Raw genomic sequence first — 16,946 nt, forward strand, 5'->3', positions numbered from 1 at the left:
TAAAAAAGAAATAGAGATGGCCGAAATATTGCAAGGAAGAATGGGGGATTATTAAATGAAAACATTAGCCATGATTTTAGCCGGAGGACGAGGATCAAGACTTGATATTTTATCATTAGGAAGAGCTAAGCCTAGTGTTCCATTTGCAGGGAAATTCAGAATTATTGACTTCGTTTTGAGTAACTGCTCAAATTCAGAAATATATGATATTGGAATTTTAACTCAATACTTACCATTATCATTAAATGAACATATTGGGGTTGGACAAGCGTGGGATTTTGACCGTAAAAATACAGGGGTGACGCTATTACAACCATGTGAAGGATTGTCATCTGATGAATGGTATACTGGAACAGCAGATGCTGTTTATCAAAATATTAGCTATATTAAACGTAAAAATCCTGATTATGTGTTGATTTTATCGGGTGACCATATCTATAAAATGGATTATCGTCCTTTAATCGATCAACATATTAAAACGGGAGCAGATGTAACGGTCTGTGCTCAAGAAGTGGATATTAGAGAAGCCTCACGCTTTGGAATTTTAACAGATGATGAAAATGGACGCATTATTGAGTTTGAAGAAAAGCCAGCAGAGCCAAAAAGTAATTTAGCTTCAATGGGGATTTATGTGTTCACAACAGATGTTTTAATTAATACTTTACAAGAGTTGAAAAAAACAGGATTAGATTTTGGTGGTGATGTTATTCCTCACTTAATTCATCATGGAAATGTGTATTCTTATCGTTTTAATAGCTATTGGAAAGATGTAGGAACTTATGAGTCTTACTTGGAGTCAAACTTAGAATTAACAACAACGGTTGATAAAATTCAATTAGATATGTATGACAAAGATTGGGTTATTCATACAAGAAGTGAGGAAAAACCAACAGCTAAGTTTGGTTCAAAGGCGCAAGTATGCCAAAGTTTAATCTCTAATGGATCGATTATCGCAGGATCTGTTACAAAATGTGTTATTAGTCCAGGGGTACATATTCATCCAAATGCAATCGTTCGAAACAGTGTTATCATGAATGATACAGTGATTGAAGAGGGGTGTATCATTGATGGAGCGATCATTGATAAAAATGTTGTCATTGGAAAAGGTTCAATCATTGGACGAGGAAAAGTACATTGTCCAAATGAAGAAAAACCAAATGTTTTATCAAGTGGATTAAATGTTATTGGTAAGGGTGTATGTATTCCAGAAGGGACAATTATTGAACGAAATGTTCGTATTTTCCCTCATGCAGAAGCAAACGATTTTAATGAACAAATCATTACATGTGGTCGAACAATCCGTCCGTCTAAGGAGGCATAACTGGTGAAAGTAGCCTTTGTATCCTCTGAAGTATATCCGTTTATTAAAACGGGAGGATTAGCTGATGTTGCCTATGCCTTACCGAAAGCATTAGCTAAACTTGGACATGATGTTCGTGTCATTTTGCCAGCCTATAAGCAAATTCCTGAAGGATTACTTCAGGGAGCTTATTGGGTAACGAATGTAGAGTTAATGGGAAAAACGTTCTGGATTAACTGTGTTGAATCAGAAGGTGTTAAATATTATTTAATATTTGAACCACTTTTTTCAAATCGTGATTCAATTTATGAAAATGATGATCGTGATTATCAATTTGCGATGTTTTGTGAAATCACATTAAAATTATTAAAAAATATTAACTTTCAAGCAGATGTCATTCATACTAATGATTGGCAAACGGGATTAATTCCATTTTTTATGCATCAACGTTATTATGCAGATCCATTTTATTATGATACGAAAACACTTTATACCATTCATAATCTTCGTTTCCAAGGTATTTTCAGTTCTCAAGCAGTTCGTGCACTTGGGTATCGGTTTGATGATATTAGCATTAATTACATGCAACTTGGAATTCAATATGCGACGAAGGTTAATACAGTAAGTGAAACATATGCGAAAGAAATCCTTACTGATTTTTATGGAGAGCATTTAAATCATAATTTATGGATGAGAAAAGCGGATTTAAGTGGAATCGTCAATGGAATTGATGTGGATTTGTTTAATCCTGAGGTTGATTTATCACTGCGTAGTCAATATTCAGTTGAGACGCTTTATTTAAAAGCTGATAATAAAGAAGAGTTACAACGCCGCTTTGGAATGGAAGTTAATAAAGAAATGGCTTTAATTGGAGTGGTCACACGATTAGATTCTCAAAAGGGTTTGGATTTAATGGCCTGTGTGATGGAAGAAATGTTAATCCATGATCATGTTCAATTCTTTATTTTAGGATCGGGAGAGGCGAAGTATGAAGCATTTTTCCAATCTCTTCGCGACCGTTATCCGCAAAAGCTTGGGGTTTACTTTGGATATAATGCGGCACTTGCTAATTTAGTTTATGGAGCAAGTGATATGTTCTTAATGCCTTCTTTATATGAGCCATGTGGATTATCACAACTTATTTCACTTCGATACGGAACAGTTCCAATTGTTCGTGAAACAGGTGGATTGAATGATACGGTACACGCCTTTAATGAATTCACGAAAGAAGGAAATGGATTTAGTTTCACGAATTATAATGCGCACGATATGATGTATACCATCCGCCGAGCTTTAAGTTTTTATTATCAGGATAAAGAGACTTGGCAATTATTAATGAAACGTGGGATGACAGGGGATTATTCATGGGAACAATCCGCGCAGCGATACGTGGAATTATATCAGTCGATGTTTTAATAATAGGCATAGAAATGACTAGTTTTGAATTAGTGATTTCTATGCTTTTTTTATGTTTTGAGATTGATAAGGACTTCTAAAAAAGTAAAAACTAAAAAGTAAGAGAAAAAGATAAGATTATGGTAAAATATCATATATGGAAAAATGTCGAAATCTAATAAAAAGGTGATAAGCAATGTCAGTTGATAAAAATAAAATTGAAGAAGCAGTTAAGATGATTTTAGAGGCCATTGGGGAAAATCCAAGTCGTGAAGGGTTAATTGATACACCAGCACGTGTGGCTAGAATGTATGAAGAGGTTTTTTCAGGTTTACACGATGATCCCACAAAACATTTACAAGTTTATTTCAGTGAAGAATATGATCAATATGTATTAGTCCAAGATATTGTGTTCCATTCGATGTGTGAGCATCATTTATTACCGTTTTTCGGGCGTGTGCATGTCGCGTATTATCCAGAAAATGATGCGGTTGTTGGATTAAGTAAAATTCCACGTGTCGTGGATATTGTGTCTAAACGCCCCCAATTACAGGAGCGTATGGGAAAACAAATTGGCGATGCTATTGTTGAAACCCTTCAATCTAAAGGGGTTATGGTTGTTATCGAAGCGGAACATATGTGTATGGTGATGAGAGGAATTAAAAAGCCAGGAGCTATTACAAAGACCATTTATAGTACAGGTGTGTTTAAAGAAGAGATCGCACTTCGTCAAGAAGTCTTAAATTTAATTAAAGGTTAAGAGGTGAGGTAGATGCGATATTTTACAAGTGGTGAATCACATGGTCCCCAATTAACGGCTATTATCGAAGGAATTCCAGCTGGACTTGAGTTAACAGCCGAGATGATTAATGAAGAGTTGAAAATTCGTCAAGGTGGATACGGACGTGGAGATCGAATGAAGATTGAAACAGATCGTGTTGAAATTGTCAGCGGAGTTAGACATGGTAGGACGCTTGGATCCCCCATTACGTTAATCATAAAAAATAAAGATAATAAAAATTGGGGCCAAACGATGTCAGTTGCTCCAATTGATGAACAGGATTATGAAATAAAAAAAGTGCCACGCCCTGGCCATGCCGATTTGGTGGGTGCGATTAAATATGGACATCGTGATTTACGTAATGTCCTTGAACGTTCATCAGCTCGTGAAACAGCAATTCGAGTTGCAGTTGGAGCGGTAGCTAAACAAGTTTTAAAAGCTCTTGAGATTGAAGTGGGGGCTCATGTTTTACAAATTGGGAACGTATCGGCAAATATAGAAGAGGTAACCGTTGAAAAGATTAAATTACAGGCAGTAAAGTCTTTAGTGCGCTGTCTTGATGTAGAAGCCTCACAGGCGATGTGTCAAGAAATTGATATAGCGAAATCAAAGGGAGATTCACTTGGAGGAGTGGTTCAGGTTCTCGTTGAAAATGTTCCAGCTGGAATTGGAAGTTATGTTCAATTTGATCGTAAATTAGATGCAAAGATAGCAGCAGCGGTGATGAGTGTTCAGTCGGTTAAAGGCGTTTACTTTGGAGATGCGATGATGGCTTCAAGTCACTTTGGAAGTCAGGTTCATGACCAAATTACTTACGATAACGGATATACCAGACAAACAAATCATTATGGTGGATTTGAAGGAGGTATGACCAATGGAATGCCACTTGTTATTCAGGCGATGATTAAACCAATTCCAACACTGTATCAACCCCTTCAATCCATTCATATTGAAACGAAAGCAGTTGAAGAAAGTATGATTGAACGCTCCGATACCTGTGTGGTTCCGGCGGCAGGTGTTGTTTTAGAAGCGGTGGTGGCTATTGAAGTTGCAACTGCTATAATAGACGAGTTTCAATCAAATCAAATGAGCCAACTAATCGATTCGATGAATGCTTATCGTGAATATGTGAGGTTATACTAATGCAAAAATTAATGATTCAAACGAAGCATTCCACGTATCCCATTTATGTCGGAGATTGTTTAGCCTCCTTAAATCCATTTATTCAAAAGGCGAGTCAAGTTGTGGTGATAACCGATCAAACGGTTTATGATCTTCACTACGCGCAACTGAAAGAGTATTTACCTTCTGAGTCCCCTGTTTTCGTGATAAAACCAGGCGAGTCTTCTAAATCTATATCAAATTATTATGAAATTCAGACGTTTTTAATTGAACATCAGGTCGATCGTCGTGGTTTAGTGTTAGCTTTTGGAGGGGGCGTTGTCGGAGATTTAGCTGGATTCGTCAGTGCGACTTACATGAGAGGGATTGATTTTATTCAAATCCCAACAACGCTATTGGCACACGATAGTGCGATTGGTGGAAAGGTTGCCATTAATCATGAGCTTGGTAAAAATTTAATTGGTGCATTTTATCCTCCTCTTGCCGTTATTTATCATCTTGATTTTTTAAAGACGTTAAGTGATAAAGAGTGGCGTAGTGGATTTGCTGAAATGCTGAAACATGGTTTTATTGCAAATGATGATTTACTAACAAAACTGATGAGTTATCCATCTCTTGAACCGTTAAAGCACCCTTCTTTTTCACCGATTTTAATTGACAGCCTAAAGGTGAAGCAAGTGATTGTAGAGGCTGATGAATTTGAAAAAGGACAACGTGCTTTTTTAAACTTTGGGCACACGTTTGGCCATGCTGTTGAACTGGTGTATCCATCCCTTTCTCATGGAGAAGCTGTCGCAATTGGGATGGCTTTTGCTCTTTTTGTAAGTCAGGAAAAACTATTCCTTCAAGTTGATTTGATGAAGTATTTAAACACATTAGTTAAATTAAATTATCCGATTTTATTAGAAGAAGAGAAGATTGAAACGTATTTAAACTATATGGATCATGATAAGAAAAATGATCGACAATTGATTCGATTTGTATTATTAGATGATAAACAGTCTCCATGCCTTGTTAGTTTGACGCGTGAAGAGACGAAACGATATGTTAAGCAGTTTTTAAAATGGATGAACGATAGGAGGTTATAAAGATGCGTTTAAGTGGAGAGTTACAAGTCGCAGGAGATAAATCGATTACGCATCGTGCTATTATTCTAAGTAGTTTAGCAACTGGACAAACTGTCATTCATGACCCGCTACTAGGGGCTGATTGTTTAAGCACGCTTGAAATTTTTAAACAGTTTGGGGTGACGTATCAATTAACGGCTAATCAATTAATCATCGATAGCCCAGGTGTAGATGGATTTACCTATTCAAATTCCATTCTTGATGCCGGAAATTCAGGAACGACTGCACGTTTATTGATGGGGGTGTTAAGCGCTCTTCCAACAACGCTAACGTTAGTTGGTGATGCTTCATTGTCAAAGCGCCCAATGAAACGTGTGACAAGTCCATTAAAACAAATGGGAGCTTGCATTGAATTAACACATGATCAGACGTTGCCAGCTACGATTAAAGGACAAAGTCTTAATGGAATTGAGTATGAATTACCAGTAGCAAGTGCTCAGGTGAAGTCAGCTATTATGTTAGCGGCTATGTTTGCAAGTGGAGAAACGAAAATCCATGAACCGGTTCCGACGCGTGATCATACGGAAAAAATGTTTGAAGATTTCCAAATTGTCTATAATAAGGAGAACCGTGTGATTACCTTAAGTGGGCCTCAGATGCCAAAAACGCCAGGCCAAGTCTTTGTTCCAGCTGATATTTCATCGGCGGCTTTCTTTATGGTAGCAGCCTTAATGGTTGAAGGCAGTGACCTTATCCTTAAAAATGTGGGTCTAAATGAAACTCGCTGTGGCATTGTGGATGTCCTCTTGCAAATGGGAGGACGTCTGACTATCCAAAATGAGCGTTATTTTGGTGGTGAGCGAGTGGCGGATATTCGAGTTCAGTATACGAAAGATTTAAAGGGGATTATCATTGAAGGTGAGATGATTCCTCGTTTAATTGATGAAATTCCGATCATCGCCTTACTGGCAACGAAAGCGATGGGACAAACCATCATTAAAGATGCAGAAGAATTAAAAGTAAAAGAGACGAATCGAATTGATGTGACGGTTGGAGAGTTAAAAGCCATTGGTGCCAACCTTTTCTCAACCGAAGATGGTATGGTTATTAACGGCGATATTAATCTGAGCTATCACCCTGCTTTAGTCTCAAGCCATGGTGATCACCGCATTGCAATGATGTTATATGTGGCATCATTATTGATGAAAAATGAGCTTGAAATAGAAGAGATGCAAGCGATGAATATTTCATATCCTGACTTTTTAGTGCATATGCAAAAAGTTTTAAAATAAGTGAGAATGATGTTGAAGATAGAAAAATAGAGGTGTTTTATATGACAATTGAAACGTTTATTGAATTATATGAAAAAGGACAAATAACAGAAGAAGTCGTTGAACAAATGCAACATTTTGCTTTTCATGCTAACGATGATGAAATTTTCTTAGTAGCACAAATTTTTGCGGCACTGGGACGTGTTTCAGCTGCGATTGAATTAGTAGAGCCATTAATTTCAAAATATCCGCATGAAACGAATTTAAGAACATTCCTAGCTGATTTATATTTAGATTTAGCGGAAGATGAAAAAGCATTAGATTTATTATCAGGAAGTGATGATGAGTCAGATGTGAGTGTTTTATTACTAGAGGCTGATATGTATATTGCTCAGGGGTTATTCGAAGTAGCCGAAGATAAATTAAAAAAAGCAATGACCTTAGAACCTAAAAATGATTTGATTAAATTAGCTTATGCAGAGTTTTATCATCATATCGGAGAATTCGAGCAGGCTTTAAATTTATATTTAGATTTAATTGAATGTGGCTTATCAGCTGAAATTAACGTGTATGATCGTTTAGCTACCTGCTATTCTCATATTGGTGAGTTTGAAAAAGCTTTAGAACAATTTGAGTTATCAGAAAAATATTTTGGAAAATTAAATACCGATCAACTATTTAATAAAGGGTTTTTAGCTTATCAATTAAATGATGAGGTTGAGGCAAAGAAAGTATTCCAAGAATTAAAAGAATTAGATCCTTCTTACGATACGATTTATCCGATTTTAGCTAAAATCTACTTAAAAGAAGAAGATTATGAAAAAGCATTAGAAATGGTTGCAGAAGGAATGACACATAATGAGTATAATGCGGAGCTATATTCGATTAAAGGAACAGCATTAGAAAAGTTAAAAGATTTTGAAGCCGCTCGTGATGCGTACTATGAGGCTTTAAATTTAGACCCTGAAGATTTAGAGTCAGCTCTAAGAAGCAACCGTATTTGTTTAATGTTAGAAGATTATGAGGAAGTGGTTCATAATATTAAACATTATGAAGAAAATGGATTATATGATGATCATTTTACTTGGGACTTAGCGATTGCTTATCTAGAGTTAGAAGAATATGATGAGGCAAAAGCGTGCTTTGAACAAGGAGCCGCATTATTTGCAGATAACGTTGAATTTTTATTTGATTATGCTCAGTTCTTAATTGAAGAAGGATTATCTAACGAAGCGATTAAGCTATTAGAACGTATTTTACAGTTAGACCCATCTGCAACACCAGCTCGCGAACTTCTAGAGAATTTGATGTAATAATTGTAAAAGAATTTACATAATCAAGACAGTTTGTCTTAAAAGAGGTATAATACATTCTAAATAAGATATTGATTGAGGTGATCAGTAATGTTTTTATATTATAGTCCGTATGGATATGGTGGGGGAATGTATATGGATTCTTCATACATCATTTATCTATTAATTGCGTTAATTGTCCCAATGCTCGCACAGGCTAAGTTAACGTCAACGTTTAATCACTACATTCGTGTCCGTAATTCATCTGGAATGACGGGAGCAGAAGTAGCGCGACGTATTTTAGATATGAATGGATTACAACATGTTCATTTAACAGAAGTGGGTGGTCGTTTGAGTGATCACTATGATCCAACTCGTAAAACGGTTCGTTTATCAAGTGATATTTATCGTGGAAACTCGATTGCTTCGGTTGCCGTAGCGGCACATGAGTGTGGACACGCCATTCAACATGCGAATGCCTATGCCCCGCTACAATTCCGTTCGGCAATGTTCCCACTGGTTAATTTCGCGAATAAATTTGGTTATATTGCCATCTTACTTGGATTTGTTTTAGGAAGAGGAAACTTCTTATTACTTGGAATTATCATGGTCGGAATCACTGTATTATTCCAACTCGTGACATTACCAGTTGAATTTAATGCCTCAGCTCGTGCTCTAACACAGTTAGGTGAATTAAATATTTTATATGGTAATGAAGAGAAAGCTGGGGCACGTAAAGTCTTAACGGCAGCAGCTTTAACGTATGTAGCGGGAGCTGTAGTTGCGATTGCCGAGTTATTACGTTTGATTATGATTTTTAATCAACGAAATAATGACTAATAAAAAAATCCTATCTTGATAGATAGGATTTTTTTTAGATATTAATCAAAGTATGGGATGCCATTTGAATCAAATGTGAAACCTTCTCCTAATGTTTCATAAACATGACTTACAGTTACGAAAGCTTGAGGATCAATTTTATAAATAAGTTCTTTTAAAGAAGATAACTCGCGTTTATTGATAATGGTCATGACAATGACTTTATCATTTTTATTATAAGTTCCCATCCCATGAATAAAGGTTGCCCCTCGGTTCATTTTAGTGTGAATGGCAGCTGCAATTTGTTCATAATTATTTGAAATAATGAGAACCTTGTGTCCAGCCTGGAAACCTTCTTGGAATTTTCCAATGATAATGGCAGCAATATAAAGCCCAATAATGGTATAAATGGCATTTGTAAATGATAAGAAAATAATAAGTGAAATCGTGATGACAATAGCATCAAAAGTGAACATTGTACGTGACATTGGAATGTCGAGTTTATCTTTTATAATTTTAGCAATAATGTCAACACCACCTGTTGTTCCACCCGCATTAAAGATAATCCCAAGTCCAGAACCCACAAAGACTCCCATTCCGATAGCAGCTAAAATCATATCATTTGGAAGTGGGGGGATAATATGTCCAATCATCTCAAAGATTCTTAGGAAAACAGACAGCATAACCGTTCCGAAAATCGTGAGCCAAAATCCTTTTTTACTGAACTGTTTGTATCCGATAATTAACATAGGTATATTCAAGAGTAGGTTTGAAACAGCCGTACTAATTCCAAAGACATGAAATAAAATAATTGTAATTCCTGTAAATCCACCTTCAGCCATGTGATTAGTGATGGCAAAATTTATAATTCCAAAAGCCATCAATGCGGTTCCTAAAGAAATCAATAGTAGTTGTTTTAATAATTTTTGTGACACGTTAGAACCTCCTAGAATATTTTACTATTAGTTATTATTATATCATGAATGGATGAATAAACTATAACGAATAGACAAATTTTGAGGTGAGATGATGAAAAAGATAGTAGTGGGTGGCTTAAATGGGAAAATGGGAAGCTTTCTTGTCGAAGCATTGAAGAATGAGGAAGATTTAAAGTTAGTAGCTGGTGTGAGTGAAGTAGAAGATTTAACGGGTGACATCCCCGTATATTCAGACCCTCAAAAAGTAATTAATGAAATTGAGTTTGATGTGTATGTTGATTTTACTGTCTATGAATTTGCAAAAATAGCGTCGGAACTCATGTTAAAATCAGGAAAATCGATTGTGATCGGAACGACTGGATTTAATAAAGCTGACGTCGATTATTTAAAAGATGTGGCCAGACAATATGGAGGGCGCGGAGTCATTGCCCCAAACTTTTCAATTGGTGCCATTTTAATTAATAAGTTTACGGAAATGTGTTCTCATTATTTTGATAATTTTGAAATTGTAGAATATCATCATATCAATAAAAAAGATAAACCATCAGGAACGGCAGTTTATTTAGCTAATACACTAGACTGTTCTTTGAAACGAAAGTTAGCCTCAACTCATGTGCATAGTATTCGAATGCCAGGGATTTTAGCGAAACATCAGGTGTTAATTAGTGATGATTATCAAACACTTGAGCTCATCCATCAATCCAATAGCCGCCATTCATTTGAAAAAGGAATTATTTTAGCCATTCGAAAAGTTGAAAACTTAAATGAACTGGTGTATGGATTACAACATTTAATTGATTAAGAAGATAAAAACCTCCTTAAAATAATAAAGGAGGTTTTTTATTGATTATCTTGTTTAATGTTAAGTATAATAAAAGGAGTATAATTAAATTGGAGTGTTAAAAATGAGTTTAATCCGTGTTGGAAAGGTTGTTTTGAACCGTTTGATAGAAAATGGATATGAAGCTTATTTTGTAGGTGGAATGGTTCGCGATCGATTGCTAGGTCGAGACATTTATGATATTGATATTACAACGTCCGCTAAACCTGATGTCGTCATTGGGTTATTTGAAAAGACGATTCAGACTGGAATTAAACATGGAACGGTGACCGTCATGATAGAAGGAATACCGGTTGAAGTCACAACTTTTCGTGTTGAAGAAGCATACGAAGACTTTAGAAGACCGAGTGAGGTTAGGTTTACGTCATCTCTAATAGAAGATTTAAAGCGTCGAGACTTTACGATGAATGCGATAGCAGAGTCAATTGATGGAACGCTTGAGGATCCCTTTCATGGACTTAAGGATTTAAGTAATCGTCAAATTAAGGCCGTAGGAGAGGCGAAGGAGCGCTTTATTGAAGATCCGTTACGAATGTTGCGCGGACTTCGTTTTATGTCAAAACTCGGCTTTGAGTTAGAGGATGAAACGTCTAAAGCAATAGGTGAAGTGGGCGCTTTAATTGAACACATCTCAAAAGAACGAATCAAAAAAGAAATTGAAGGGATGGTAAGTGGTGAGTTTTCATTAAAGGCATTTAATCTGCTAATCCATACCCCACTTTGTGACTCCATCACTTATTTTAAAGAACTGAAGCGATATTCAAGTTCTAACTTAGCAAGGCTAGAAGAGGGCGTTGAGTTATTTGCCTTAATTGGTTTGACAGTTGAGGAAATGGAAGACTATTTAAAAGCTTGGCCTTTTTCTAACGTTGAAAAACGTATGATTAAAGCGATTAGGGAGTGTTATGACAAACAGTTGCCCCCTCAGTATATTCAGTATAAATACAAAGAAGATTTAGCTCTCCATTATCATCGAATTCAGAATGTATTAAAACAATCAGTTGAAAAATTTGAGTTAAGAGAGCTACCGATTACTGATCGAAAAGAATTGGCGATTGAGGTAGCGGATATTATACAGTGGATTAATCACCCTAAAGGTCCATGGCTTAGTCAGCTACTTGAGGCGTTAGAGTTTGAAGTTGTAATGGGAACACTTGAAAATGAGGTCGTGAGTTTGCGAAACTATATTCAACAGTTAGGAGAAGGTTATGAAATCAAAAAATAGGTGGTTAAAACGATTTGTTTTATTAATAATTGTCCTAATTATTTCGGGATTTTTATTACTATTTTCTTATGTAATGGGACATGAAAAAAGTTTGATGAATTATCAGTCATCGCTTTCTAAGTTACCGGAGGTTGAGCAAGTGCTTGAAATTTCTGAGTATCAAGGGATTGATGCCTATTACGTGGCTAAAGTATTGCTAACGAATGAGACAGAGCAGTATTATTTTATTAAAGATAATGTCGTGGTTTATCAAGTCGAAATAAACAAGATTTTATCAACTGATGCCATTGTAAATAAAGCTTTATCGCTAACAGGTAGTGGGAAAGTGAAGCATTATTATTTAGGTTTTTTGGATGAAAATCCAATTTATGAAGTGTTAGTGACAACGTCTAAAGGTGAGGAATATGTGATTTTAAATGCTTTAGACGGAGAATTGATTTCGCATTTTATTATTGATTAGGAGTAGAAACATGATGTATGACTTATGGGAAAAAAAGCTGCTAGATTTTAATACATTATTGTTAACAATCTATAAAGAGCTTGAGTTAAATGAACAAGAATTTGTTTTTATTTGTTTGCTAGCTAATTTAATTCAAACGAATCCAGGTGGGTGGACCTTTGCCGACATTTCAAAACAGATGACGCTTGATGATGGCAGTTGTTCGCTATTATTTATCGGTCTTGTTGAACGTAAGTATATCTTGGTGAGTAGTAAAACAGATGAATTTGGAAAACGATTTGAAGAATATTCATTATCTCCTTTATTTACGCGTATTGAGAAGCATTTAAAACAGAAGAAAAATCAATCGAAGTCCACGCAACGAGAAGAGATTTTTACGTTGCTTGAGCAAGAGTTTGGAATTTTAAGCCCGCTTGATATAGAAACGATTCACATGTGGATGACAGAAGATAATTTTGATCCAGAACTGATTAAGTTAGCCATTTATGAGGTGAATGCGAATCAAATTAAATCAATTCGCTATATTGATAAAATTTTAATCGAGTGGAAAAAGAAAAATATTACAACCGTTGAGGAAGCTAAACGTCAGTTGATTCAGTTCAGACAACGTAAACAAAGTCCTATGGCAACGAATAATGAAGCTCCAGTAGTCGATCCTAATTTTTATTATGACTGGATGAATGAATAAAGAGGAAGTGAGCAAATGGTATCGAAGAAAAAAGCACTTGAAATCATTGATGTGATGGAAACATTATTTCCAGATGCGCACTGTGAATTAAATTTTAAAAATGAGTTTGAACTGGTATTAGCTGTTTTATTATCTGCCCAAACAACCGATAAAAGTGTTAATAAGCTAACTCAAACGTTATTTGAGAAATATAAATGTCCAGAAGATTATATCAAGGTTCCGTTAAGTGAGCTTGAGCAAGATGTTAAAACGATTGGATTATATCGAAATAAGGCGAAAAATATTCAAGCTTTGTCTCAAATCTTATTAGATAAATATGATGGAGTCGTTCCTTCGACATTTGAGGAACTCGTGAAACTACCAGGTGTTGGTCGAAAAACAGCCAATGTTGTTTTATCTGTTGGATTTGGAGTGCCACGTATAGCAGTAGATACACATGTTGAGCGTATCTCAAAGCGATTAGACTTTGCTAAAAAAGATGATACGGTCCTTGAAGTAGAAAATAGATTAATGAAGTTGATTCCAGAAAATAGATGGTCAAAAGCACACCATCTAATGATTTTCTTTGGTCGCTATCACTGCACGGCTAAGAATCCAAAATGTGAAACCTGTCCTTTGTTTGATGCATGTAAAGAAGGAAAAAAATTAATTAAAAAATAAAAAAGAGAAACGATTTAATCGTTTCTCTTTTTTTATTTAGTTAAAGAAGTTAAACAATGTTCTGATGAAACTAATCGTTTGGGCTCCTACTGGAGTTGCTCGCTCATCATCATCACCATCTCCATTTACGCCTGGATCTGGATTAATTGGATCTGGAATGACAGGCGTTTCTGGTGTTTCTGGTGTGGTACTAGCAGGTCCTTTTGAAACCGTGATGGTTAACGTTGAACCTGGTGTAATAGCAGATCCAATACCCGGATTTGAACCGATGAATCCACCACTTGCAATTGTTTCATGATTTTCTTGGTTGACTTTAATTGAAATCGAATTCAGAGTTCCCCAAGCTTGATATTTATTAATGAAGTCTGAATCTGACTGATAGTTTGGAACGACTAACTGGCTAGTAGCTACTTTGACATAAACGGTTGAACCAGGAGTTAATGTTCCACTGTTTGGAGAATTTGAAATGATAATTCCTTCAGCTACTGTTGTGCTTGGTTCGTCACTGAATGAAATATTAATTCCATTAGAACTTCCCCAAGATTCAGCTTGTGCTTTTGTCCAACCAGCCATATCTGGAATACTAACTGGTTTAAAGCAATTCTCACAGTCTACTGTGATACTGTTTGAATTATTACTTGCTAGAGCCCCGTAATTTTCATAACGTGCACGAATATAGAAATCTGTATAGTAAGACATTTCACCGTATCCAAGATCTTTTGTGAATGAATTATCACTTGTTGTTCCTAAGTGAACCTCATTGCCATCCATGTCTTTGGCATACACATCATAGACAGTTCCACCAATTGTATCTAATTGGAATTTCATCATGTAAAGTTGATCTTCTGGAACTTCAAGTTCTTTACAGCTACTTAACTTTGTACAGTTAGGTGTAATTGATTTATATTGACTGATTAAGCTATTGATATAGTTATAATCTAGCGTATAAGTTTTAATGTGTTCCCAAGATAATTGAAGTTGGCTTCCATTATAAGATCCTGTTAAGTTTTGTGGTGTAGCTAATTGTTCAAAACGCGTTGAATAAGCAGATGGTTGACTACCTTTAGGGAATAATTCAGACGCTTTATAGGCATCCGGTGTTAAAGAAGAAGCTAATTGTACTTGTCCATCTTCTGCACCACTTTCCTTTTCAATTGTGACACTGACTACTGAATCAGGTCGAGTTGGTTCCACATATCCTGCTGGATTTAAATAAGACATCAGGTTTTTAAAGACATACCAAGGAGCTGATTGTTCGCTGTTTGAAATATAGTGTCCTTGGCTCGTATCGGTATAACCGGTCCAAATGGCTGCTGTGTATTCGCTTGAATATCCAACAAACCATGAGTCACGAATTGCATTGTCTGGCATTCCATATTTTTCACGAATTTCTTGTGGGAAGTTTGTTGTTCCTGTTTTACCTGATAAATACATACTTGTAACATTTGCCGTTTTCCCGGTTCCATCTGTCATAACCGTGTGTAACATATCCGTTATAATATAGGCTGTTTCAGGACTCATTGCTGTCTCAGATTTTTGATCGGCATAGATGGTTGTTCCGTCTGATAAGACGATTTTTTCAATGGTGATAGGTTCATTATATGTTCCACCATTACCAAACGCTGCGTAAGCACCTGCCATATCAAGAGGAGAGAATCCTGTTTCAACTCCACCAATCGCTGTTGATTCATTTAATGTATCTTCAACTGGCATTCCAAGTCCTTGCGCAAATTCGGCTACTTTTTTATCCCCAACTGCATTAAATGCTTTAACAGCTGGGACATTTAATGATTTATTTAAAGCATTACGAATTGTCATACGTCCTTGATACATGTGGTTGTAGTTATGAACCATGACATCACTACCATTTTGGTAGGCATAATGATCATCGTTAATGGTTGTTCCTGAACCCCATCCAAGATATTCAATGGCAGGACCATAAGCGAAAATTGGTTTTGCTGTTGAACCAGGTTGGCGCTGGATTTGTGTTGCTAAGTTAAACGTACGCTCACCCTCAGCACTTCCTCCCCCAATCGCTCTGATTTCTCCTGTTTTCGTATCCATGAATATAATTCCTGATTGTAAATCTTGTGGCCAAGTATAATATTGATTTGTATTTTGTAAATCATAAACAAATGCTTGGGCGTATGGGTCCATTGTTGTATAAATTTGAAGTCCTGAATAAGGATCTAAACCGTATTTTTCTTGAACTTCATTGATAACAACGTCAATAAATGACTGGTATTTTGTTTTATCATCGACACCGCTTGTTTGATAAGCCAACATATCAGTAATTGGTTTGGCAGCAGCTAGGGTTGCCATATCTTCAGTGATATATCCGTGTTTAACCATTAGTTTTAAAACGGTATTACGTCGAGTTTCACTTGCATCAGGATTGGTATCTGGTCGATAAACGTTTGGTAATTGGACAATACCTGCAAGCGTTGCAGCTTCTGATAATGTTAAATCACTTGCATCCTTACCAAAGTAGTATTCAGACGCTTTTTGAATTCCGTTTACACTTCCTCCAAAGGGCGAGAAGTTTAAGTAAGCTTCAATAATTTGCTCTTTTGTTAGTACTTTTTCAATTTGAATTGATAAGTAAATCTCTTTGATTTTACGATCAATACTTTTTTCACTAGTTAAGTGAGATTGTTTAATTAACTGTTGAGTTAAGGTACTAGCCCCTTGGTCAAAATCACCTGATTTTAAGTTTGTTATTAAAGCAACTAAAAAACGTTGCCAGTCTACACCGTGATGTTCAAAGAATTTTGAATCTTCTACAGAGACAATGGCATCAATTAAAACAGGAGAGATTTGGTCATAGGTTACCCACTCACGTTTTTGAACACCAAGTTCATCAATAACATTTCCATCTTTATCATAAATATAACTTGATTCTGTCGCATAGATTTTTGAAATATCTAATTCTGGAGCAGTTTCAATCGTTTTGAAAATGATGAAACCACCAATCATCATTGCTGCGATTCCCCCCAATAAGACAACCAATAGGAATCCTTTTAAAATCGTTCCAACCGATTGAAATAGGGTGAGAGAAAATTTTTGTGCACCTTTATTTTTCTTCAT

At 35.9% G+C, this 16,946-nt stretch carries 15 protein-coding genes; 13 read left to right on the top strand and 2 right to left on the bottom strand.

Annotation, left to right across the window (positions count from 1 at the left end; genetic code table 11):
- Positions 1-55 precede the first annotated feature (55 nt).
- The 8 genes from HLK68_RS09360 (at position 56) to HLK68_RS09395 (ending at position 9,068) form a co-directional block, all read left to right on the top strand.
- A complete protein-coding gene (locus HLK68_RS09360) occupies positions 56-1,321 on the top strand; it encodes a glucose-1-phosphate adenylyltransferase (protein WP_006785699.1) in 1,266 nt (421 codons plus the stop codon).
- Between the two features lie 3 nt (positions 1,322-1,324).
- The gene (locus HLK68_RS09365) at positions 1,325-2,716 is read left to right on the top strand and encodes a glycogen synthase (RefSeq protein WP_006785700.1); all 1,392 of its coding nucleotides are present in this window, start codon (positions 1,325-1,327) and stop codon (positions 2,714-2,716) included.
- A 175-nt stretch (positions 2,717-2,891) separates the two neighbouring features.
- Positions 2,892-3,455, top strand: a complete 564-nt coding sequence (gene folE, locus HLK68_RS09370; protein ID WP_132942661.1) for a GTP cyclohydrolase I FolE — start codon at positions 2,892-2,894, stop codon at positions 3,453-3,455.
- A 12-nt stretch (positions 3,456-3,467) separates the two neighbouring features.
- Complete coding sequence (gene aroC / locus HLK68_RS09375; RefSeq protein WP_006785702.1) at positions 3,468-4,619, top strand: chorismate synthase; 1,152 nt, start codon at positions 3,468-3,470, stop codon at positions 4,617-4,619.
- Positions 4,619-5,686, top strand: coding sequence for a 3-dehydroquinate synthase (gene aroB, locus HLK68_RS09380; RefSeq protein WP_006785703.1), 1,068 nt, complete (start codon positions 4,619-4,621; stop codon positions 5,684-5,686). The genes aroC and aroB overlap by 1 nt, the downstream gene beginning before the upstream one ends.
- Positions 5,687-5,688: 2 nt before the next feature.
- Positions 5,689-6,957, top strand: a complete 1,269-nt coding sequence (gene aroA / locus HLK68_RS09385; RefSeq protein WP_009607412.1) for a 3-phosphoshikimate 1-carboxyvinyltransferase — start codon at positions 5,689-5,691, stop codon at positions 6,955-6,957.
- A gap of 41 nt (positions 6,958-6,998) precedes the next feature.
- Positions 6,999-8,249, top strand: coding sequence for a tetratricopeptide repeat protein (locus HLK68_RS09390; protein WP_006785705.1), 1,251 nt, complete (start codon positions 6,999-7,001; stop codon positions 8,247-8,249).
- Positions 8,250-8,339: 90 nt separating this feature from the next.
- Positions 8,340-9,068, top strand: coding sequence for a zinc metallopeptidase (locus HLK68_RS09395; protein WP_006785706.1), 729 nt, complete (start codon positions 8,340-8,342; stop codon positions 9,066-9,068).
- Positions 9,069-9,109: 41 nt separating this feature from the next.
- Here HLK68_RS09395 and HLK68_RS09400 read toward each other — a convergent pair whose 3' ends face one another.
- Positions 9,110-9,982, bottom strand: coding sequence for a YitT family protein (locus HLK68_RS09400; RefSeq protein WP_006785415.1), 873 nt, complete (start codon positions 9,980-9,982; stop codon positions 9,110-9,112).
- Positions 9,983-10,076: 94 nt separating this feature from the next.
- Here HLK68_RS09400 and dapB point away from each other — a divergent pair, with 94 nt between their 5' ends.
- The 5 genes from dapB (at position 10,077) to nth (ending at position 13,859) form a co-directional block, all read left to right on the top strand.
- Positions 10,077-10,787, top strand: a complete 711-nt coding sequence (gene dapB / locus HLK68_RS09405; RefSeq protein WP_006785416.1) for a 4-hydroxy-tetrahydrodipicolinate reductase — start codon at positions 10,077-10,079, stop codon at positions 10,785-10,787.
- Between the two features lie 103 nt (positions 10,788-10,890).
- Positions 10,891-12,051 (top strand): CCA tRNA nucleotidyltransferase, encoded by a 1,161-nt coding sequence (locus HLK68_RS09410; RefSeq protein WP_132942662.1) that lies wholly within the window; start codon positions 10,891-10,893, stop codon positions 12,049-12,051.
- Entirely contained in the window at positions 12,035-12,511 is a 477-nt protein-coding gene (locus HLK68_RS09415; protein WP_009607331.1) for a hypothetical protein, read from the top strand. The genes HLK68_RS09410 and HLK68_RS09415 overlap by 17 nt, the downstream gene beginning before the upstream one ends.
- 10 nt (positions 12,512-12,521) lie before the next feature.
- Positions 12,522-13,199 (top strand): DnaD domain-containing protein, encoded by a 678-nt coding sequence (locus tag HLK68_RS09420; RefSeq protein ID WP_006785419.1) that lies wholly within the window; start codon positions 12,522-12,524, stop codon positions 13,197-13,199.
- Between the two features lie 15 nt (positions 13,200-13,214).
- Entirely contained in the window at positions 13,215-13,859 is a 645-nt protein-coding gene (gene nth, locus HLK68_RS09425; protein ID WP_006785420.1) for an endonuclease III, read from the top strand.
- Positions 13,860-13,895: 36 nt separating this feature from the next.
- Here the strand turns inward: nth and HLK68_RS09430 are convergent, their stop codons facing one another.
- Positions 13,896-16,946 (bottom strand): PBP1A family penicillin-binding protein, encoded by a 3,051-nt coding sequence (locus HLK68_RS09430; protein WP_132942663.1) that lies wholly within the window; start codon positions 16,944-16,946, stop codon positions 13,896-13,898.

It is taken from the genome of Turicibacter sanguinis (genome assembly GCF_013046825.1).
In the GTDB taxonomy this organism is placed as follows: Bacteria; Bacillota_I; Bacilli_A; order MOL361; family Turicibacteraceae; genus Turicibacter; species Turicibacter sanguinis.